The 22,188-nt window shown below is 60.6% G+C and carries 13 protein-coding genes; 6 read left to right on the plus strand and 7 right to left on the minus strand.

Annotated features, from left to right (window positions below; translation table 11 throughout):
* Positions 1–24 precede the first annotated feature (24 nt).
* Positions 25–1,728, plus strand: coding sequence for an AMP-binding protein (locus BFQ04_RS21425; protein WP_065952495.1), 1,704 nt, complete (start codon positions 25–27; stop codon positions 1,726–1,728).
* Between the two features lie 115 nt (positions 1,729–1,843).
* Here BFQ04_RS21425 and BFQ04_RS21430 read toward each other — a convergent pair whose 3' ends face one another.
* Positions 1,844–2,959, minus strand: coding sequence for a Gfo/Idh/MocA family protein (locus tag BFQ04_RS21430; RefSeq protein WP_065952496.1), 1,116 nt, complete (start codon positions 2,957–2,959; stop codon positions 1,844–1,846).
* 332 nt (positions 2,960–3,291) lie between these two features.
* On the opposite strand from BFQ04_RS21430, the gene BFQ04_RS21435 reads away from it, so the two are divergent.
* Together BFQ04_RS21435 and BFQ04_RS21440 are read left to right on the plus strand one after the other, a co-directional pair.
* Positions 3,292–4,344 carry a WD40/YVTN/BNR-like repeat-containing protein gene (locus tag BFQ04_RS21435; protein WP_175413308.1) on the plus strand — a complete coding sequence of 351 codons (1,053 nt, stop codon included), beginning with the start codon at positions 3,292–3,294 and terminating at the stop codon, positions 4,342–4,344.
* A gap of 16 nt (positions 4,345–4,360) precedes the next feature.
* Entirely contained in the window at positions 4,361–6,736 is a 2,376-nt protein-coding gene (locus tag BFQ04_RS21440; RefSeq protein WP_065952498.1) for an efflux RND transporter permease subunit, read from the plus strand.
* Positions 6,737–6,838: 102 nt separating this feature from the next.
* On the opposite strand, the gene BFQ04_RS21445 is transcribed toward BFQ04_RS21440, so the two are convergent.
* A complete protein-coding gene (locus tag BFQ04_RS21445) occupies positions 6,839–9,808 on the minus strand; it encodes a dermonecrotic toxin domain-containing protein (RefSeq protein WP_065952499.1) in 2,970 nt (989 codons plus the stop codon).
* 360 nt (positions 9,809–10,168) lie between these two features.
* Positions 10,169–13,111 (minus strand): dermonecrotic toxin domain-containing protein, encoded by a 2,943-nt coding sequence (locus tag BFQ04_RS21450; RefSeq protein ID WP_065952500.1) that lies wholly within the window; start codon positions 13,109–13,111, stop codon positions 10,169–10,171.
* Positions 13,112–13,278: 167 nt separating this feature from the next.
* Here BFQ04_RS21450 and BFQ04_RS21455 point away from each other — a divergent pair, with 167 nt between their 5' ends.
* The 3 genes from BFQ04_RS21455 to BFQ04_RS21465 all read left to right on the plus strand — a co-directional run bounded on the left by BFQ04_RS21455 (position 13,279) and on the right by BFQ04_RS21465 (position 15,072).
* Positions 13,279–13,575: a DUF5629 family protein gene (locus BFQ04_RS21455; RefSeq protein WP_065952719.1), complete on the plus strand. Its 297-nt coding sequence runs from the start codon at positions 13,279–13,281 to the stop codon at positions 13,573–13,575.
* The gene (locus BFQ04_RS21460; RefSeq protein ID WP_065952501.1) at positions 13,562–14,737 is read left to right on the plus strand and encodes a lactonase family protein; all 1,176 of its coding nucleotides are present in this window, start codon (positions 13,562–13,564) and stop codon (positions 14,735–14,737) included. The genes BFQ04_RS21455 and BFQ04_RS21460 overlap by 14 nt, the downstream gene beginning before the upstream one ends.
* A gap of 155 nt (positions 14,738–14,892) precedes the next feature.
* The gene (locus BFQ04_RS21465; protein WP_065952502.1) at positions 14,893–15,072 is read left to right on the plus strand and encodes a hypothetical protein; all 180 of its coding nucleotides are present in this window, start codon (positions 14,893–14,895) and stop codon (positions 15,070–15,072) included.
* A 119-nt stretch (positions 15,073–15,191) separates the two neighbouring features.
* On the opposite strand, the gene BFQ04_RS21470 is transcribed toward BFQ04_RS21465, so the two are convergent.
* From BFQ04_RS21470 to BFQ04_RS21485, 4 genes are all read right to left on the minus strand, one after another.
* Positions 15,192–15,785, minus strand: coding sequence for a glutathione S-transferase (locus tag BFQ04_RS21470; RefSeq protein ID WP_065952503.1), 594 nt, complete (start codon positions 15,783–15,785; stop codon positions 15,192–15,194).
* The gene (locus BFQ04_RS21475; protein WP_065952504.1) at positions 15,782–19,420 is read right to left on the minus strand and encodes an AAA family ATPase; all 3,639 of its coding nucleotides are present in this window, start codon (positions 19,418–19,420) and stop codon (positions 15,782–15,784) included. The genes BFQ04_RS21470 and BFQ04_RS21475 overlap by 4 nt, the downstream gene beginning before the upstream one ends.
* Positions 19,417–20,658, minus strand: coding sequence for an exonuclease SbcCD subunit D C-terminal domain-containing protein (locus BFQ04_RS21480; protein WP_065952505.1), 1,242 nt, complete (start codon positions 20,656–20,658; stop codon positions 19,417–19,419). Before BFQ04_RS21480 ends, BFQ04_RS21475 begins: the two co-directional genes overlap by 4 nt.
* 260 nt (positions 20,659–20,918) lie before the next feature.
* Positions 20,919–22,163 (minus strand): saccharopine dehydrogenase family protein, encoded by a 1,245-nt coding sequence (locus tag BFQ04_RS21485; protein WP_065952506.1) that lies wholly within the window; start codon positions 22,161–22,163, stop codon positions 20,919–20,921.
* Between the last annotated feature and the right edge of the window lie 25 nt (positions 22,164–22,188).

Genomic DNA, 22,188 nt, shown 5'->3' on the forward strand with positions numbered 1-22,188 from the left:
CACAACAACAATAAGGACACTGCCATGAACGCCATCAGCCTGGAACAGACCGAACGCATCTGGTTGAACGCCTACCTGCCCGGCGTGCCGGCGGACATCGATGCCGCCATCGAGGATTACCCCTCATTGCGCGAAGTGTTCCTGGAGCACCTGGAAAAATTCCGCGAGCGCGTGGCCTATGTCAGCATCGGCACGCCAATGACCTACGCCGATTGGAACATCCAGGGCCACGCCTTCGCCGCCTGGCTGCAGGGCCAGGGGGTGAAACGGGGCGACCGTGTCGCACTGATGATGCCCAATTGCCTGCAGTACCCGATCTGCCTGCTGGGCACGATTCTGGCGGGCGCGGTGGTGGTCAACGTCAATCCGTTGTACACCGCCCATGAACTCAAGCACCTGCTCAAGGACAGCGGCGCCGAGACCGTGGTGATCTTCGAAAACTTCGCCCACACCCTGGAAAAAGTCGTGTCCGGCAGCAGCGTCAAGCGCGTAGTGGTGGCGGCCATCGGCGACTTGCTCGGCACCTTCAAGGGCGCGGCGATGAACTTCATCCTGCGCAGCGTGCAAAAACAGGTGCCGGCTTTCAGGTTGCAAGGTTCCGTGCGTTTCAACCAAGTGCTCAAGCAGGGGCGGGGGCTGACGTACCTGCCGGTCAGCCTGGACCGCGATGAGCTGGCCTTTGTGCAATACACCGGCGGCACCACCGGCGATGCCAAGGGCGTGATGCTCAGCCATCGCAATATCATCGCCAACCTGTTGCAGGCCAAGGCCTGGGTCGGCGACCAACTGGACCAGGACAAGCAGGAAACCAACGTCACCTTGTTGCCGCTGTACCACATCTTTTCCCTGACGGTGAACTGCCTGATGTTCATGTGCCTGGGCGGGCGCAATATCCTGATCGCCAACCCACGGGACGTGAAGCGGGTGCAGATGATCCTGCGCAAGGAGCGCTTCAACGGGATCGCCGGGGTCAACACGCTGTTCAACGGCCTGCTGGAGAACAAGGAATTTTGTGCGCGGGACTTTTCCGACCTGCGCCTGGTGATTGCCGGCGGCATGGCCACGCACACGGCGGTGGCCAAGCGCTGGAAGGACGTCACCGGCGTACCGATCGTCGAGGGCTACGGGCTGACCGAGTGCTCACCGGTGGTGAGCATCAGCCCTATCGACATTCATCGTATGCGCGAGATGGCATTCACCGGCAGTATCGGCGTGCCCTTGCCGTCGACCTGGGTGCGCTTCATGCGTGAAGACGGTGAACTGGCCGAAGTCGGCGAGCCGGGCGAATTGCAGGTGCGCGGTCCGCAAGTAATGCAGGGCTACTGGAAGCGTCCGAAGGAAACCGCCGAAGTGCTGGACGCCGAGGGCTGGTTGTCCACCGGTGATATCGGGGTGATGGATGAACGCGGTTACATTCGCCTGGTGGACCGCAAGAAGGACATGATCCTGCTCTCTGGCTTCAACGTGTACCCCAACGAAATCGAAGACGTGGTGGCGATGCACCCTGGGGTGGCGGAAGTGGCGGCGATTGGCGTGGAAGATGGCGTGACCGGCGAGAGGGTCAAGATCATCGTGGTCCGCAAGGACCCGAGCCTGACCCAGGAGCAGATCCTCGCTCATTGCCGGGAATACCTGACCGGGTACAAAGTGCCGCGCTATGTGGAGTTTCGCACCACGGAATTGCCGAAGACCACGGTGGGCAAAGTACTACGCCGAGCCCTGCGCTGATAGCGAAGGTGACGCGGACCAAATGTGGGAGGGGGCTTGCCCCCGATTGCAGAGTGTCAGCCAATGATTCAGTCACTGACCCACCGCAATCGGGGGCAAGCCCCCTCCCACATGTTCAAACCGTGCCCACTGTTACCCAGCGCGCCTCACGGGCCGCAATGCGAATCGCCGTCGCCAACCGCTCCACCGCACACGCCGCCTCAAAATCAGTGCCATCGCCACGTTGCCCCGCCAGCGCCATGATCAGCTCCTGCACCTCCAACGTCTTGAGCTCGTTGTAGCCCAACTGATGCCCCGCTGCCGGGCTGAACGCGGCATAGCCGGGCAGGGCAGGGCCGGCGAGCAAACGCTGGAAACCGTCCTGGCCGACGCGGCACAGGCGCAGTTCGTTCAAGCGTTCCTGGTCGAACGCGAGCGTGCCGAGGGTGCCGCTGATTTCGAAACTCAAGTGGTTTTTGTAGCCGTGCTTGAGCCAACTGCTGCTCACCGTGCCGCGCGCGCCGTTGGCAAAACGCAGCAGGGCGTGCACCTGGTCATCCACGGCGATGGATTTCAATTCGCTGCTGCCTTGGGAGGCCGGCCGTTGCGCGTGGACGGTGTGGGTATCGGCGCACACGCTGACCACTTCGCCGACCAGATAACGGGCCATCGACAGTAAATGGCTGCCGAGGTCCGCCAGTGCGCCGCCCGCGTGTTCCACCTCACAGCGCCACGACCAGGGCGAGGCCGGGTCGGCCATGAAGTCTTCGCTGAACTCACCCTGGAAACTGATGATCTCGCCCAGTTCGCCGCTGGCAATCATCTGTCGCGCCAGCACGATCATCGGGTTGTGCTGGTAGTTGTAGCCGACGCGCGTCACCACTCCGGCCGCGCTGGCCGCTCGACGCATCGCATCGGCCTGTTGCAGGCTGACCGCCAGCGGCTTCTCGCAATACACCGCCTTGCCCGCCGCGATCGCGGCCATGGCCATGGGGTAGTGCAGGTGGTTGGGCGTGGTGATGGCTACTACATCGACCCTGGGGTCGTCGATCAGGGCCTGCCAGTCGGCATGGGCCTGGGCAAACCCCCAGGCACTGGCGCAACGCTGTGCGCGTTCGCTGTCGGCATCGGCCAGCGCCGCCAGTGCAAGCGTGACCGGCAATTCGAAGACCGCCCGGGCGTTGTTGAACGCCAGCGCGTGGGCGCGCCCCATGAAGCCTGTGCCGATCAAGCCGATTCCGAGTTCACGCATCGCCGTGGTCCTTTGGATTATTGTTTTCTGGAAGCCTATTAATGGAATAAATATTCTCAATATTCAATAGATAGAATAAAAATTCATTAGGGGGTGGCGATCACCAGGCGCAGGCGAATCATCATTTCAGCTGATGCAGCGATATTCAGCTTGTGGCCAAATGCCGTCAGTTAACAAAAGATAACGTAGCGCCGATTGTCAGACGATTCGAAAGCCCGATAGGATGGCCCGTGCTTGTCCCAGGCGCTCTAGATTGCAGGTTTCAGAGCCCTGCGCCAGGCGACACGACCTAACAATAATAAATGGGAGAAAGGTCTATGAGTGAGCCTGTCATGGGTTGGGATGTTTGCCGCCCACGCGCCGCACGCAAGGTTGCGTTGCTGGCCACAGCGCTCTCGCTGTTTGGAGCCGTCGCATTACCGGGTATTGCCCAGGCCGCCAGCGATACCCCCGCCGCGGCGGCGTTTGCGATTGAATCCCCCAAGGCCGCCAAAGGCCTGATGATCGATGTGGTCCACGCCGGCAAGCGCCTGGTGGCGGTCGGTGATCGCGGGCATATCCTCTATTCCGATGACCAGGGCAGCACCTGGGTTCAAGCCAAAGTCCCCACCCGGCAACTGCTCACGGCGGTGTTCTTCGTCGATGCCGAGCACGGCTGGGCGGTTGGCCATGATGCGCAGATCCTTGCCAGCAGCGACGGCGGCGCCAGCTGGACCCAGCAATACCAGGACCTCAAGCGCGAAGCGCCGTTGCTCGACGTGTGGTTCAACGATGCCAATCACGGCCTGGCCGTAGGCGCCTATGGTGCGCTGATCGAGACCTCCGATGGCGGCAAGACCTGGCAAGACGTCAGCGACCGTCTCGACAACGAAGACCAGTTCCACCTCAACGCCATCGCCTCGATCAAGGGCGCCGGCCTGTTCATCGTCGGCGAGCAGGGCAGCATGTTCCGCTCCAGCGATGACGGCCAGACCTGGGAAAAACTCGAAGGTCCCTACGAGGGCTCGTTGTTTGGCGTGATCGGCACCGCTCAGCCGCACACCCTGCTGGCCTACGGCCTGCGCGGCAACCTTTACCGTTCCACCGACTTTGGCGGCACCTGGGAGCCGGTCGAGTTGAATGCCGCCCGGGGTGCCCTCGAATTCGGGCTGTCGGGGGCGACCGTGCTCGATGACGGTTCCATCGTCGTGGTGGGCAATGGTGGCAGCGTGGTGGTCAGCCACGACAATGGCCAGACCTTCAGCGTATTCAACCGCCCGGACCGGATTTCGCTGTCAGCGGTGACGGCGGCAGGTAATGGCAACTTGATTCTGGTTGGGCAGGGCGGCGTTCGCGTCGCCACGGCCACCGGCGCCGAACCGCTCCTGAATAAAGAGCCAAAATAAGAAGAAGGCGGGAAATATGAGCAGTCATCACAACGATAAAGCGACCTTTCTTGAGCGCCTGATCTTCAACAACCGCCCGGCAGTGATCGTGATCTGCCTGCTGGTGAGTGTCTTCCTGTTCTGGCAGGCGACGTTGATTCGCCCGTCCACCAGCTTTGAAAAGATGATCCCCCTCAAGCACCCCTTCATCGAAAAGATGATGGAGCACCGCAATGACCTGGCCAACCTGGGCAACACGGTGCGCATTTCGGTGGAGGCCAGGGACGGCGACATCTTCACCAAGGAGTACATGGAAACCCTGCGGCAGATCAACGACGAGGTGTTCTACATCTCCGGCGTCGACCGCTCGGGCCTCAAGTCGCTCTGGAGCCCCAGCGTACGCTGGACCGAAGTGACCGAAGAAGGCTTCGCCGGCGGTGAAGTGATCCCGCAGAGCTACAACGGCTCGCCGCAAAGCCTCGATCAACTGCGCAACAACGTGCTCAAGTCCGGCCAGGTCGGGCGTTTGGTCGCCAACGATTTCAAATCGAGCATCGTCGATATCCCGCTGCTGGAGTCTTATCCGGACCCGCAGGACCAAGGCAAGTTGCTGGCCCTGGACTATCGCAAGTTTTCCCATGAACTCGAAGACAAGATCCGCGACAAGTTCGAAGCCCAGAACCCCAACGTCAAGATCCATATTGTCGGCTTTGCCAAAAAGGTCGGCGACCTGATCGACGGTCTGGTCATGGTGGTGCTGTTCTTCGGCGTCGCGTTCGTCATCACCCTGGTTCTGCTGCTGTGGTTCACCCACTGCCTGCGCAGCACCATTGCGGTGTTGAGCACGACCTTGGTGGCGGTGGTCTGGCAACTGGGGCTGATGCACTTCTTCGGTTTCGGACTGGACCCGTACTCGATGCTGGTGCCATTCCTGATCTTCGCCATCGGCATTTCCCATGGCGTGCAGAAGATCAACGGCATCGCCCTGCAATCCAGCGAGGCGGACAACGCGCTCACCGCCGCGCGGCGCACCTTCCGGCAACTGTTCCTGCCGGGGATGATCGCGATTCTCGCCGACGCAGTGGGCTTTATCACGCTGCTGATCATCGACATCGGCGTGATCCGCGAACTGGCCATCGGCGCCTCCATTGGCGTGGCGGTGATCGTGTTCACCAACCTGATCCTGCTGCCGGTGGCGATTTCCTACGTCGGCATCAGCAAGCGCGCTGTCGCCAAGAGCAAGAAAGACGCGAATCGCGAACATCCGTTCTGGCGCCTGCTGGCCAAATTCGCCAGCCCCACCGTCGCCCCGGTGTCGGTGCTGCTGGCCCTGGTCGCGTTTGGCGGCGGCCTGTGGTACAGCCAGAACCTGAAGATCGGCGACCTCGACCAGGGCGCGCCGGAACTGCGCCCGGATTCGCGTTACAACAAAGACAACAACTTCATCATCAGCAACTACTCCACCAGCTCCGACGTGTTGGTGGTGATGGTCAAGACCCGCGCCGAAGGCTGCTCGCGCTATGAAGCGATGGCGCCCATCGACCAGTTGATGTGGAAGATGCAGAACACCGAGGGCGTGCAGTCGGCGATCTCGCTGGTGACCGTGTCCAAGCAGATGATCAAGGGCATGAACGAGGGCAACCTGAAGTGGGAAACCCTGTCGCGCAACCCGGACGTGCTGAACAACTCCATCGCCCGTGCCGATGGCCTCTACAACAACAATTGCTCGCTGGCGCCGGTGCTGGTGTTCCTCAACGACCACAAGGCCGAAACCCTCGACCGCGCGGTGCATGCGGTGCAGGACTTCGCCAGGGAGAACAACAAGGATGGCCTGGAATTCATCCTCGCCGCCGGTAACGCCGGGATCGAAGCTGCCACCAACGAGGTAATCAAGGAATCGGAGCTGATTATCCTGATCCTGGTGTACCTGTGCGTGGCGACCATGTGCATGATCACCTTCCGCTCCTGGGCGGCGACCCTGTGCATCGTGCTGCCGCTGGTACTGACCTCGGTGCTGGGCAACGCGCTGATGGCGTTCATGGGCATCGGCGTGAAGGTCGCGACCTTGCCGGTGGTGGCCCTGGGCGTCGGCATCGGCGTGGATTACGGCATCTACATCTACAGCCGCCTGGAAAGCTTCCTGCGCGCCGGCCTGCCGCTGCAAGAGGCGTATTACCAGACGCTCAAGTCCACCGGTAAAGCCGTGCTGTTCACCGGCCTGTGCCTGGCCATCGGCGTGTGCACCTGGATCTTCTCGGCGATCAAGTTCCAGGCCGACATGGGCCTGATGCTGACCTTCATGCTGCTGTGGAACATGTTCGGGGCGTTGTGGCTGCTGCCGGCACTGGCGCGGTTCCTGATCAAGCCCGAGAAGCTGGCGGGGCAGAAGGGCAATTCGTTGTTTGCGCACTGAGCCCGGTTGCCCATAGGCCATGTGGAAAAAACGCCCGACCTGGCTCGTCGGGCGTTTTTACTTTCTACTTGTCGATGGCGGCGTCTTGCCTTGTTCTGAAGGCTATGCGTCGGTAACGGTGGGCGAAATCTGGGCCCTGCGAGTGCGTTCGCTGGTCAGTCGCTTGAGCACGCTACCGCCTTTCACGCGCAGCCGCATATCGAACGACCAATTGCCTTGTTCGTCCACTTTCACGCGAGGTCCACGCGTACTTGTATTATCGCGAACGATCGCCATACGTTCGTCGTCCAGCATGACGACCTTGAAACGAATCCCATGGATAATCAGGTGCCAGGCGTTGTCGATCAGGTACAGCCCGCGGTACGGGCCATCCGGCGATGCTGCAGGTAGCTCTTTGAAATAGGCAACGCCGAAAAAGCTGGTTATGTTCGCCCAATGCCCATACGGCATTCTGTTTCGGAAATAGGTGTACTCAAATTCCAGTGCTGAATCGAGCTTTTTGTTGGCTCCTTCGTAGTAGCCAATCACGTTTTCCGTGAGTATCACGTTGCTGTGGAGCTGCTGGCCCTGCGGGGATTGGCGAGGTGCGGGCAGGCGTAATGCGCGGTCTTTGAGCAGGCAATCCACGGGCTCGGAGGTCGTCGCAACCGGCATGCTTTCGGCGAGCAGGATAGCCAGGTTGAGTGTCAGATCGGCTATGGCCACTTCTCGTGCGACGGGTTCATTGCTGTTGAGTGCAGGCAGATCAGGCGTCAATTGATTCACCACCGTGCCAAGCCAAGTAGTCAGCAAAACAGGTGCTCGGTGTTGCGCCAGCAATAACGTATTGAAGGGGCCGCCGCCCATTTCCAGTAAGGCTGTCCAGCGTCTTTTTTTATTCAGCGACGCACTGTCGCCCCCCACATCGATCAGCGCTTCTACGAGGTAGTAGTAGAGGAAGGACTGTGCGTTCGAGAAGCCCATGGCTGTCAGCGAGCGCTCTACCTCGCGTTGATCGGCCAGTTGTGCAGCAGGTGGAGGTGAAACGGGTACAAGCGGGTCATCCTGAGAAACATCCAGGTGATGGGGCGCCAGGAAGCCACCGTTTTCGTAGACAGTCCGTGCCTCATCGGGCAACCAGGCCAGCACACTGTCTTGCAGGTCTCCTGGCTGTGAGATGGCATTCAACAGCGCGTCGCGTGTGGCGAACTCACAGAAGGATTGTGTATAAAAAGGGCGGTACAGCAGGTGGGGACCTTGGGTCCGGTCCTGCGCTTCGATGAGGAACATAGCGCTGACTACGTCAGGCTCAGCTGCAGGCGCGCGCAACAGAGCCAACGGTTGGATGATCACCGACGGGGTGTCGGCGAAGCCTTTGCTTGCGATGGAGGGTTCGTTGATGGGGTGCTGCAACAGCGTGGCAACGTATTCGGCGCCCAGTGCGCTGACGCTGCTCGGTTGTTTCAGATGTAACTCCAGCGCCTGCAGCGGTAATTGATAACATAACTGGGCGACGAGCTTGCGCCGGCGCTCGAAAACCTCTGGGGTGTAATCCAATAACTGTGTTTCCAGGTAGTCGGAATAAGCCTTGCCGATATCCAGTCTCTCAATCAGCCCGCCGGTGCGGGTGATGAAGTCCGCCGTCAACCAGTCGGGCAGGGCCAGCCCATCATGGTGTGCCAGCGTGATCGTGCCAGCGGGGCGGCCCTTCAGGCAGGTGATGACCAGTTCCGTCAGGCTCATCGACTGGGTGGAGACGCTCTGGGACGTGCCTTCGGCGTCAGCAACAAGCGTCACGGTGACAAGCACTTTGTCGGGTGCATATGTCTGGGGTAGCGCAGCCTCTTCGTCGCTCGCAGGCATGCTTTGCTGCTCGGCGTCGAGCGCCGTTGCCAAGGCGGCGGCGGTGAAGGCGTTGATGTCCGTGATGCCGCTGAGAAAAGTATGGCCTTTGCTTAGCAACTTGCTGTTAGCCAACCCCAGGCTGTAGCGGGAATAGTTTTTCTTAGGCATGGGCAAGGCGTTTTGGAGCCAATCCGGCAGATGCTGGCGCAGAGCATTTTGAAACTGTGCCTGGACTTGGGTCGTCTTGGCAAAGTAGAGCGCAGGGTCGCTGAGCTCATGGTAAAGCGCTTGCAACTTGGCCTTCCCGAAGTCGCAGGGCAGTTGCACCGCTTCAATGTCCAGCAATTGTTGATTCAGGACCAGTTCGGCTTGATGCCCGAACGCATCGCCATAAATTTCGTAACGCTTGCAGCTCAGCGAGTTGACGCGGTATTGAGCGGTGAGGGCGCTGCCCCAATGCTGGTTGAAAGCATCCATCGAAGCAAATGTCTCGATTTTTCCACCTGGATGACATAACAGAACGACCGTGCGCGTATCGACGGTACGCTCCAGCAGCAACTCGGGAGCAAATAGAACCGAGTTGCCGCTGGCGCTGTTCAGGTAGGTTTCCAACTCGTAGGCAAGGGTGTTGCTTTTGTAGTTGTTCGACCAGCGAGGATAGCTCTCAGGGAAGTCAATGATCTGTTGTACCCTCTCGCGTTCAATATCACTCAAGCCTGGCTGGGTCAGAACTGAAATCTGCAGCGCTTGCACAAGGCTGTCAGTGAGTAAACTCCAGCGGCTGGGTTGCTCGCCGGACGGGTTCCAATAGGCGGTCAATGCCTGTTGCAAGCCGATCGGCAGCGACCAGGTCAGTTCGCGAATCAGTGCCTCGATCTGCATCATGTCAAGCGCGTCACCGGCGGGGGTGGTGATGGGCGTGGGTGCCTGCTCAGTGAGGAAAAAGGCGTACGAGCCTACCGCACGAAAGTCCAAGGCGGCCCCTGTTGCCAGATAGTCCAGCGCTTTTGTCGTGAGGCATTCGTAGGTATAGCTTCCATCGGCCTGGGGGATGGCTAACTGGGTGCGAGGAAGGTCCAATGCCACGCCGGGATATTTTTGCGTAATGGTTGTCGCCAATATGTGCTGGATCACGGACTCAAGACTGGGGCGGCCGGCGAAAAGTGCATCGACGGTAGCTGCCATGTTGGGGGATTGCGTGAGCGTCACGTCGGTGGTCTGTGGCTCGTCGGTGGGTGGTAGCAACATATAGGTGTCTCCACGATTGGTTGATCGAACATCATGCGATTGATGACGAGTTAACGCCGATCTCGTGGAGAAGGAGGGGTAGCCGGGTACCTCAGGCTGCGCGCTGGGGTTTTGTGGCTGTTGCCAGCGCTGGGGCGGTTGCTGATCAAAGGTGTAAAGCTGGCGGGGCAGGAGGGCAATTCGCTGTTTGCGCACTGAGCCCCGTTCACCACATTCAATGTGGAAACGGCAAAAGCAAGCGTTAGGCGCGGCTTTTGCCGAGCATGCCACGTTGTACGTCCGCCAGAGCCTGTGGACTATCGGCTGCCGCCAGCAATGAGGCGTAGCGTGCACCGCGCTGCGCCTTGGCTTTCAGGTATGTCAGATGCTTTCTGAGTTGTTCGATAAGCTAGTGTTTTGCCGGGTACTGCGCCGACGTTCGGTGGTTATACGCGTGAGAACCGTGCCGCCGCTCAGGCGCAAACGCAGGTCTGGCGACCACTGGTTTTGTCCGTCCCGTTTGAGATGGGGGCCTGGGCGAGTCGTGTCCCTGTCGTCGACTATCATCACCCGCTCGCCCTCCAGCAGGTTGACCCTGTAGAGAAAGGGGTCGATAAATGCATGCCAGACGCCTTCTATCACATACAGCCCTCGACGCGGGCCGTAACGTATAGGTTCGGGCAGTGTGTCAGGACGATCCGCGTTTAACCTCATTACGTTCCACCACGCATACCTCGACAGTTTGTTTTTGACGTGGGTGTATGAAAACTCTAAGGCAGAATTGAGTTTTTTGTTGGGGCCAAGATAGTAGCCTTCGCTGTGCTCGGTCAGCGGTGCGCCTTGGCTGCGTGGCCAGTGTTCCGGTGCCAGGCGAGGTGCGAGGGGGCGCATTACGCGGTTCTTCAATGTGGTTTCCAGAGGCGCGTGAGGGGTGCCATTTGGGGACCTTTCGACGAGTAATATGGCCAGGTTGACTATCATTTCGGCGGTCGCTGTCTCTCGTGCAACGGGGTCTTGGCTGTCGAGATTGGGCAAATAAGGCCGCAATTGGTTTGCCAGCTCGCACAGCCAAGGTGTGAGCAAGACAGGGTCTCGCCGCTGCGGCAGTAACAACGCATTGAACAGCGTACCGCCGGTTTCCAGCAGTGCGGTCCAGCGGTGGTTTGGCTGGGGCGTTGAGTTGCCATCGGCCTCATCGACCAAGGCCTTGACGTTGCAGTCGTAAAAGTAAGGCAGCAACTGTTCATAATATAAATAGGTCAGCCGCTCGTTACCTGCAGGCACCGCCAATTGTGCGGGGGTGGGAGGATCATCCGGGACAGGCTCGTCATCCAGGCCACCCGGCGGAATGTGCGGCGTTTGGAAACCACCCTTGTCATAGATTGCACGTGCTTCGATGGGTAGCCACGCCAGCACGCTCTGTTGCAGGTCTGTGGGCTGTGCGATCGCCTCCAACAGGGCTTCACGGGTCGCAAATTCGCGTAAGGACTCGGCGTATAGCGGGCGGTAAAGCACATGCGGGCCTTTCGTAACGTCCCACGCTTCAATGATGAACATGGCGTTGACCACGTCCGGTGCTGCTCCCGCTTGGCGCAACAGCGCCAACTTACGCATGACGATCGACTGGTTGTCTACAAAGCGTTCGCCCTGATCTTCCAGCAATAGCGTGGCGACGTAGCGGACGCCCAAGGCGCTGATACCGCCCTCATTTTTCAGGTGCAGCTCAAGCGCCACCAACGGTAGTTGGTAGCGCAACTGCTCGGCGAACAGGCGCTTGCGCTCGGTCACTTCCGGGGCGGGGCTCAACAGGCGCGATTTGAGGTATTCGGGGTAAGTCTTGCCGATGTTGATCGTATTGATCAAACCATCGGTGCGGGTGATGAAGTCCGCCGTCAACCAGTCGGGTAAGGCCAGACCGTCACGATGTGTCAGCGTGAAGGGCACACGAGGGCATTCCTTCAGATTGGTTATGGCCAGTTCGGTCAGGCTCATTGGCGTGCCCGCCACCGACTGCGTTGTGCCGGAGGTGGTGGCATTGTGGGTAAAGGTGAGCAGCACTTTGTCGGGGGCATAGGCATCGGGTGACGGAGCTTGCTCGGCGCCCGGTTGTGCGCGTTGTTGCTCTGCACTCAGGGCCCTTGTCAACGCATCAACGGTAAAGGCCTGAAGATCCAGGATATCGCTGAGAAAGGTACGGCCCTTATTGAGCAATTTGCTGCTGCTTACCCCGAAACTATAACGGCAGTAGTCTTTTTTCTGAGCCTCGGAGGCGCCGTGCAGCCACTGCGGTAATTGCGGGTTCAGGAAACGCTGATACTGCGAATTGACGTGGGTTGTGCTGGTAAAACAAGACGCTGGGTTGCTGAGTTCATGGTAAAGCGCTTGCGCAGTGGTCTGGCCAAGGTTACAGGGCAGGCGCACGGCTTGGACGTTGTTCAACTGCTGATTCAGGATGAGTTCTGCCTGATGCCCGAACACATGGTTCTGAAATTCGTAACGCTTACAGCGTATTGAGTCGACGAGGTAGTGGTCGTTGATCCGGGCGCTCCAGTGCTGGTTGAACGCAGCCATCGAGGCAAAGGGTTCGATTTTCCCTCCGGGATGGCATAACAGCACGGTGGTACGTGTCCCGACGGTGCGCCTGAGCAACAGCTCAGGGGAAAACAGAATCGCGTTGCCGGTGCTGCTGCTCAAGTAGGTTTCCAGCTCGTAGACCCGTGTTCTTTGTTCTACGTATTTTGTAACGCGCTGACCATTGTCAGGAAGGTCGATGATTTGTTGCACAGACTCGCGCTCGAAATCGGTCAGCCCCGGTTGTCTCAGGGTGCTGATTTGCAGCGCTTGCGTGAGGGCATCGCTGAGCAAGCTCCAACGACTGGGTTGTTCGCTGATCGGGTTCCAGTAATCGGTCATTGCGTCCTGTAGCCCGATCGGCAGCGACCAGGCCAATTCGTGAATCAGTTTCTCGATTTGTTTGATGTCCGGCGTCTCGCCCGCGGGTGTCTTGACGGGGTGGGGGACGTTCTCGGTGAGGAAAAATGCGTGCGCCCCAACGTCGCTGAAGTCTATCGGTGCTCCCGTTGCCAAATAGTCGAGGGCTTTTGTCGTGAGCCGCTCGAACGTATAACTGCCGTCGGCAGCGGGCATGGCCAGTTGCGTACGGGATAGATTCAGCGCCAGGCCCGGATATTTTTCGTCAATAGTTGCGGCCAGTGTTTTCAGTACAACGCTTTCAAGGTTCGGCCTGTCTGCAAACACAACGCTGACGGCGCCGGCCATGCTGGCGCTGTCAGTGGGTGGTGCGTTGGAGGGGGACGGTTGCATTAAGAGAGACTCCACGTTTGTCGATCAAACATCACAGTGATGCTCGACTACTTAAGGATGATCTCTCGTTGACGAAGGGGTAGACGGTTACCCCATGCTGGTCAGGGGCTTAGGTTGATGCAGCAATTTGCCCTATCATGAGGTCTTTCCCCTTGATGATTGATGTCATGACTGCCGACACCGCTACTTTGCTCGATGCGTTTAAAGATTGCCAGATGGTCGAAATTGATGGGTTGCATACCTTTGATTTCAGCCTGGATGACCAACTGCTGCTGATCACCTGCATGGATGGCCGCGCTGAGAAACGCTGGAGTTTCAGTCTGGAGCAAGTCAACGCGGCGGTGTTTGATCAAACCTTGCAAAGCTGGACCCTTACCGGTGACTCGGGCGAGCATCGCCTGGTTTGCATGAGTGGTGTCACCGGCAACAATAACGACGAGGACGAAGCGGATGATGATGCGTAAATTCTGGCCCCTGCTGATGGCCGGCAGTGTTGGCGCGATGTCGGTGCAGGCCGCACCGGCCGATACCCATGCACTGTTGGTCGGCAGCTATACCGCCGGCAGCAGCGAAGGGATCTATCGCCTGCAATTCGACAGCCGTACCGGGCAGTTCAGCGGCAAGCCGGTGCTGGCGGCGAAAACCGCCAACCCGTCCTGGCTGACGCTTTCCAAGGACCAGACGCAGCTGTTTGTGGTCAACGAAAACGGTCCGGGTCAGGACGATGTGGTCGGTCGCGTCAGCAGCTACCGCATCGATCCGCAGAACCATCAGCTCACCCTGATCAATCAGGTGCAGAGCCTGGGCAATGAGCCGACCCACTCCAGCGTGGCCGCCGACGGGCGTTATCTGTTTGTCGCCAACTATTCGGTGGTGGAAGACCCGGGCGGAAGCCTGGCGATTTTGCCGCTGGACACCCGCGGCAAGCTGTCGGCGCCGGTGCAGTTGAGCGGGCACCCGGCCAGCGGTGTGAACCCTGAACGCCAGGCTTCCAACCACGTGCATTCAGTGGTGTCGTCGCCGGACGGCAAGTATGTATTCGTGCAGGACCTGGGTGCGGACAAAGTGTTTGCCTACCGCTACGACCCCAAGGCCAACCACGAGCTGCCATTGACCCCGGCCGAGCCGGCCGCCGTGCAACTGCCACCGGGCAGCGGCCCGCGCCACTTGCTGTTCAGCGCCGATGGCAAGCATGCCTGGCTGACGACCGAGATGAGCGCCCAGGTGGCGGTCTTCGACTACAACGATGGCAAGCTTGCGCAAACCCAGTTGGTGGATTTCGCCGCCGGCCAACCGGTGTCCGATAAAGCCGGCGCTGCGCTGCACGCCTCCAGCGATGGCAAGTTCCTCTACGTCAGCAATCGTGGCACAGCCAATCAACTTGTCGTCTTCAGCATCGACCCGGCCACCGCGCACCTCAAGGAAATCCAGCGTCGCTCGGTCGAAGGCGACCACCCGCGCGAGTTCAGCCTGGACCCGAGCGGCAAGTTCCTGCTGATCGCCAACCAGAAAAGCAATGAAATCGTGGTGGTCGAGCGCGACCCCAAGACCGGCCTGCTGGGTAAAACCGTGCAGAAATTGCCGATCGATGCGCCGAGTGACCTCAAGTTCCTGGTGCGTCAATAAGCCACAGGCCCCAAAACGCGGGGCCTGAGCTTTACTATTAATTTTATTGATGACGGCTACTGTTTCAAAGCATTTCTAAGGTTCAACCCTCGGGCGTAAGTTGGGTTCCAAGGCCTCCCCGGCCACCAAAACGAACGCACACGAGGGTTACCGCTATGAACTTCAATCTTTTCTCGATCATCGCCGCTTCCGCTGTTTCCGCGACTGTTGCACTGCCGGCCGCAGCCAGCGTGGAAGTCACCGGCAAACAATCCAGCACCACTGCCTATACCCAGAAGTACCTGCAACAAAGCGCCAACTTCTATGCTGCGCTGGATCACAAGACCCAGGGCTGACACAGATCAACCTGTGGGAGGGGGCTTGCCCCCGATTGCGGTGGGTCAGCTACAGATAAGCAGACTGACACATTGCCATCGGGGGCAAGCCCCCTCCCACAGGTTGATTGATGTTGGTTTCAGGGCTTTGCCATCACCGCGATAAACAGCGGTGACTCCAGAAAGCGCTGCAACCAAACCTGCAACCTTGGATACGGCGCCCCCGCAAACCATTCACGATCCACATGGGCGAACTGTCGCACGAACGGCACCACCGCCGCGTCCGCCAGACTCATGCGCTCTGCAAGCAAATACTCACGCTCCGCCAGCAAGTCCTCCAGCTTCTGAAGGAACACCTCACCCTCGGCCCGATAATGTTCCATCGGTTGTTCGGGGTAGCGCTCGGCGTACTTGTATCGATTCAAGTGATGTTTGAACACCTGGTCATTCTCGGCAATCAACGCCAGCACCGCAGGGTCGCCTTGCAGCAGCCAATCGTCGGGATCGTGCTGCGCCAAGGCCCATTGCATGATCTCCAGGCTTTCCTCGATCACCCGGCCGCCAAGGCTCAACACCGGCACGGTGCCCTTGGGCGACAACGCCAGCATTTGCGCCGGTTTGGCCTTGAGGCTCACCTCGATGATCTCGACCGGTACGCCTGAATAGCGCAGCGCCAACCGCGCGCGCATGGCATAGGGGCAGCGCCGGAACGAATACAGCAGCGCCTCGCTCACTTGACCTCCAGGGTGCTCAAGCCGTTACCCTGGCGCTTGACCTGGATCTGCACCGGGATGCGTTCGTGCATTTCCTGCACGTGGGAGATCACCGCCACCTTGCGCCCCTGGGCCTGCAAACCGTCCAGGGCATCCATGGCCAGTTGCAGGGATTCGGGGTCGAGGCTGCCGAAACCTTCGTCGATAAACAGCGACTCGATCTTCAAGGTACTGGAAGCCATCGAGGCCAGGCCGAGGGCGAGCGCCAGGGAGACGAGGAAGGTTTCGCCGCCTGACAGCGAGTGCACCGAGCGCAGCTCGTCGCCCATCTCGGTGTCCATCACCAGCAGGCCAAGCATGCTGCCGCCGCGTTTAAGGCGGTAGCGGCGCACCAGTTGGCGCAATTGCACGTTGGCATGGTGCACCAGCAGGTCGAGGTTGTAGGCCTGGGCGATTTTGCGGAACGTGTCGCCGGTGGCCGAGCCGATCAGCGCATTCAGGCGGGCCCAACGCTGCCATTGGTCATAGGCCTTGGCGATCTGTTCGGCCAGGGCGTGGTTGGCGTCCTGGCGTCGCTGGTCTTCGGCCTGGCGGGCGCGCAGTTCGGCGCAGTGTTTCTCGCCCTCGGCCAGTTGCTGGTTGAGCGCGGCGAGGCTGGTGTCCAGCTGTTCGGCGTCCAGGTTGCCGGTGTGCAAGGCCTGATGCTCGGCGAGGCGCTGTTCGCGCTCCTGCAGCAAAACCTTGGCCTGCTCGACGGCTTTTTCGCGGGTGTGCAGCTGCTGGCGCAGGTCTGTGACCTGGGCCTCGTCGAAGGCCAGCAGACGGGCCAGGCCTTCATCATCGAGCTCGGGGTGCGCGGCGCGCCACGCATTGATACGCGTGTCCAGGGCCTGTTGCTCCGTCTCGAGCGCTTGCTGACGTTCAAGCAGGGCCTTGAGATCGGCGACCAGTTGCACCAGCGCCGTGTGCACCGCGTGCAACTCCTGGCTGGCGTCGGCTTCGCTTTGCCGCGCCTGGGTGACGGCCTGGTCCAGCTGCTGTTGCCACTGTTCGGCACTCTTGTGCTCGCCGAGCAGGGCGCTGAGTTTGGCCTCGGCGTCGTGTTGCTGGGTGCAGAGCTGCGCGACCTGCAGATTCAGTGCTTCCAACTGCTGCTGGCGATGCTGCTGATGGGTCTGTTGTTTTTCAATGGCCTGCTGGCGCGCTTGCTGTTCCGCCAGTTCATCGCGCTGATGGGCCAGTTGTTCGAGACGCTGGCTGACCTGCTGGTCAAGCTGCAGGAAGGTCGCCGCCGGCTCACTGCGCAAGCCTTCCAGGGTTGCGGCGGGCAACAGGCTGGCGAAGCTGGCGAGCTCCGTATCGAGGCGCTCGCGGTCACTGGCCAGGGCGCGCTGCTGGTCGAGCAACACTTGGCGGGCCTGCTGGCTGGCGTCCTGGGCGGTCTGCAACTGCTGCTGCAAACGGCCGGCGTTTTGTTGCAGGTTGAGCAGGGCGCCCTGGCGCTGTTCGTCCTGGGCGATGCTTTGCGTCAGTTGGGCCAGTTGCTGGGCCAGCCAGTCGGTGCGCTTGACGGCGTCCTGATGCAACAGCGTCGCGTACAGTGGGTGCGCTTCAAGGCTTGGCGCCAACGCCTGCTGCTGCAGCGCCAGCTGTTCCTGTTGTGCCAAAAATTCCTTTTGTTGAGCGATCAGCCCACCCACTTCGCCGCGTAGCTCGGTGAGGGTTTCCTTGAGGCGCTCGACGGCTTGCTGCGCTGCGGCCTCTTCGCTTTCATCGTGGCGACCCAGGCTCTGCAACAGCGCTTCGGGCTGGTGATACGGATGTTCGTGGCTGCCGCACACCGGGCAGGGCTGGTCATCCTGCAACTGTTCGCGCAGTTCCTCGACGCTGGCACTGCGGGCCAGGCGCTGGCGCTCCAGCAGTTGTTTGGTCACCGTCAGGGTTTGCTCGGCCACCGTCAGTTCGGCTTTGGTTTGCAGGCCGGTCTGGTTCAGTTGCTCGCGTTGCTGCGCCGCGTCGGTGAGTTTTTGCGCCAGGGCGCCGGCCTGTGTGTCGAGCTGCTGCTGACTGCCCCACAAGCGGGCGAGGTCTTCGAAGGCGCGTTGTTGCTTGCGATTGTCCTGCAGGAGGCTGGCGAGCAATTGAATCTGTTCGGCCACCGCGTGCGGTTCGGCGCCGGCCTCCTGGTACAGCAGGTCCAGGGCTTCGCGTTGCTGGGTAAATTGCTCGACGGCGGCGTTGACGCGCTGTTCAAGTTGCGGCAGTTCGGCCTCGCCCTGTTTCAGGCGATTGCCGATTATCATCAGTTGTTGCAGGCGGTCGCGGTAGGCCGTCCAGGCATCGCTCAATGGCGCGAGGGTGGCGCTGCGCTCCAGTTCGGTGGCCAGGCTTTGCAGACGCTCGGCGACCTGGGCCTGCTTGTCCTGCAGGCCCTTGAGCAAGGCTTGGCCTTCGCGGCAGGCGCTTTCATGCTGCTGTTTGTCCTCGGTGCGCTTGGCCAGGTCTTTGGTCAAGTGGGTGAGGGTGGTCTGTTCTTCGAAGGCCTGGCGCAGCAAGGGCGCGGCGTGTGCCTGGTTCTGCTGGGCTTGGGCCAGGGCCGATTGAGCGGCGGCCTGCTGTTGTTGCGCCTGTTCCTGGCGACTGTGCAGCGCGGTTTGTTGCTCAAGGTGCTGTTGAATCTGCGCGGCGAGCGGGGCCAGCAATGCGTCGAGTTCAGCGCGCCGCACGAAGTGATGGCGCTGCGGCGCGAGCTGGTCCAGGCGCGTCAGGTCCTGGCGCTGCTGGCCTTGGCTGTCCCACAATTGTTGGGCTTGCTGCAGTTGCTCGGCGGCGCTCTGCTGGCGCTCCTGCCACTCGCGCAACTCCTTGAGCCAGGTGTGCTGCAACTCCAACTGCTTGAGTTGGGCCTGCCGGGTTTTGAGTTGCTGTTGTGCCTGGCCCAGCTGTTGATCCAGCTCGGCGCGCGCTTCGCCAGACAGAGGCACCACACCGCTGGCCTGGTCCTGCAACTGTTTGTGAACGTCCCTGGCATCCTTGGCCTTATCGAACGCACGGCGACCCAGTTGGGTATACAGCGCGGTGTCGGTAAGTTTTTCCAGCAGTTCGCTGCGCTCGTTGTCGTTGGCCTTGAGAAAGGCGCTGAACTCGCTTTGCGCCAGCAGCACCGCGCGGGTGAATTGTTCGAAGTTCAGGCCCAGGGCCAGTTCCAGCTGGGTCTTGTATTCGGTTTTCTGACTGGCCAGCAGCTGTTCGCTGTCCAGGTCGATCAGGCTCTGGCGGCTGTTCTGCAACTTGCCGCTGGCCTTGTCGCGCGCGCGATTGGCTTCCCAGCGTGCACGGTAGCGGCGGCCGCTGACGCCGACGAAATCCACCTCGGCATAGCCGCCGCCGGTGCCCCGCCTGAGCAGGGTGCGCGGGTCGCCGATGGAAATGTCGCTGTCGGCATCCGGCATCTTGGCCTGGCCGGTATCACCCAGGCGCGGCACCGCGCCAAACAGCGCCAGGCACAGCGCGTCGAGCAAGGTGCTCTTGCCGGCGCCGGTCGGCCCGGTGATCGCAAACAGACCGGCACTGGCCAGCGGCTCGGCGGTGAAGTCGATTTCGAACGGCCCGGCCAGGGACGCCAGGTTTTTCAGGCGGATGGCGAGGATCTTCATGGCTGTTCAGCCTCCTGTTGCACTTCCTGGAGCAGCACGGCGAAGTCCTTCAAGGTCTGTTCATCCACTTCGCTGCCATAGCTGTCCTGCCAGGCGCGGCTGAACAATTGCTGAGGGGTGAGTTGGTCGAGTTCGACCAGACGCTCTTCGTCACCGTCTTCGCGCGGGCCAACGCCTGCGTATTCGGCGGCGATGCGCACCAGGCGCACGGCCTTGCCTTGCAGGGCGGTTTCGATCTGCTGGCGCAGGTCCGGCTGGGGTTCGTCAAGGCGTACCCGGACTTCAAGCCACGGGTGCCGTTGGGTTTCGGCCAGCAAATCCACATCGGGCAAGTCGGCCAGCTGTTTGAGGATCTCTGCCAGAGGCGCGGCCTCCAGGCGTTGCAGGTTGACCGAACGCGGAATCGGCAGCGGTTCGACGCTGACCAGTCTTTCGCCCTGGAACGTCACGTCGAGCACCTGGTGCTTGTAGCCGATTTCGGAAAAAGACAGCGGAATCGGCGAGCCGCTGTAGCGGATGCGCTCTTCGCCATTCACCTTCTGCGGCTTGTGCAAATGGCCGAGGGCGACATAGCCGACACTTCTATCGAATAGTTTGGCCGGCAGCGCCTCGGCATTGCCGATGATCAGGCTGCGCTCGGAGTCTTCCGACACCGACCCACCGGCCATGTGCGCATGGCTGATGGCAATCAGCGCCTGGCCTTTTTTGCGTTTGGCATTGGCGGCGGCGATCAGCCATTCATGCACCTGGCCGATGCCCTGCAGGTAATCATCGCCCAACTGCGCGCCCGTGACTTCCGCCGGGCGCAGGAACGGCAGCGCCAGGCACCAGGCGGCGATCTTGCCTTTGGCATCCGGCAACGGGATCAACAGGCGTTCGGCATCCAACTGGCCATCATCGAGCCACAACACCCGGCCCAGGGCGTGGGTGCGCAGGCGGCGCATCAACGGTGCGGGCAGTTCGATGCGCGAACCGGAATCATGGTTGCCGGCAATCATCACAATCGTCAGTGTCGGATTTTGTTCGTGGGCGCTGATGATGAAGTCATACAGGCGCTCCTGTGCCTTGAGCGGCGGGTTGACCGTGTCGAAAATATCGCCGGCGATCAACAGCGCATCCGGGCGATGGACCTTCAACTGGTCCAGCAGCCATTCAAGGAAACAGGCGTGTTCGAAGTCGCGTTCCTGGCCGTGCAGGTTTTGCCCAAGGTGCCAGTCGGAGGTGTGGAACAGACGCAAGGCGAACTCCGTGCAGAAGAGGGAAAGGAGGGGAGTTTACCTGTAAAAGCACACGGGGTGCCTGCAGGTAGACCCGGATCCAGTGTGGGAGAGGGCTTGCCCTCGATAGCGGTGGGTCAGCCTGCTTACCTGAATCTGAAGCACCGCTATCGGGGGCAAGCCCCCTCCCACAGCGATCGCGTTGCTTTATTGGGTATCCGTGCCCCAACAAAAAATGCGCCCCTGAGGGCGCATTTCTTTGTTCGGCCAGCGATCACCCGTCAGGCAGGCGCATTCCAGGCCCGATCACCGTGCGCGTCCTTGATACGGGTCGGCAAGCCCATCACGTCCAGCGCTTTCAGGAACGGCTCGGCCGGCAGTTCCTCGACGTTGGCCATGTGTTTCACATCCCACTCACCACGCGCCACCAGCAGCGCGGCGGCGACCGGTGGCACGCCGGCGGTGTAGGAGATGCCCTGGCTGTCGGTCTCGGCAAAGGCTTCTTCGTGGTCGGCCACGTTGTAGATGAACATCTCGCGCGGCTGGCCATCCTTGGTGCCTTTGACCAGGTCACCGATGCAGGTCTTGCCGGTGTAGCCGGGGGCGAGCGAAGAAGGGTCGGGCAGGACGGCCTTGACCACTTTCAACGGCACCACTTCCAGGCCTTCGGCGGTCTTGACCGGTTTCTCGGAGAGCAGGCCGAGGTTTTTCAGCACAGTGAACACGTTCATGTAGTGTTCGCCGAAGCTCATCCAGAAGCGCACGTTGGGCACGTCGAGGTTTTTCGACAGCGAGTGCACTTCATCGTGGCCGGTGAGGTAGAGGTTCTGCGAGCCGACGACCGGCAGGTCGTCGGTGCGCTTGACTTCGAACATGGTGTTGCTGGTCCACTGGCTGTTCTGCCAGCTCCACACCTGTCCGGTGAACTCGCGGAAGTTGATTTCCGGGTCGAAATTGGTGGCGAAGTATTTGCCATGGGAGCCGGCATTGACGTCGAGAATATCGATCGAATCAATGCGGTCGAAATGCTGTTGCTGCGCCAGCGCGGCGTATGCGTTGACGACACCCGGGTCGAAGCCCACGCCAAGGATGGCGGTGATGTTCTTCTGTTTGCACTCTTCCAGGTGGTTCCATTCGTAGTTGCCGTACCACGGCGGGGTCTCGCAGACCTTGCCCGGCTCTTCGTGGATGGCGGTGTCGAGGTACGCCACGCCCGTGTCGATGCAGGCGCGCAGCACCGACATGTTGAGGAACGCGGAACCCACGTTGATGACGATCTGCGAGTCGGTCTCGCGGATCAGGGCCTTGGTCGCTTCCACGTCCAGGGCGTTCAGCGCGAAGGCCTGGATGTCGGCGGGAACCTTGAGGCTACCCTTGGCCTTGACGCTGTCGATGATGGCCTGGCATTTGGAGATGTTGCGCGACGCGATAGCAATACGACCAAGTTCGTCGTTGTGCTGCGCGCACTTGTGGGCCACCACCTTGGCGACACCTCCTGCACCAATGATAAGAACGTTCTTTTTCAATTGCTTTATCTCTCCTTTATCCGCC

Source organism: Pseudomonas sp. 37 R 15 (genome assembly GCF_900004865.1).
Classification (GTDB): domain Bacteria; phylum Pseudomonadota; class Gammaproteobacteria; order Pseudomonadales; family Pseudomonadaceae; genus Aquipseudomonas; species Aquipseudomonas fluorescens_AM.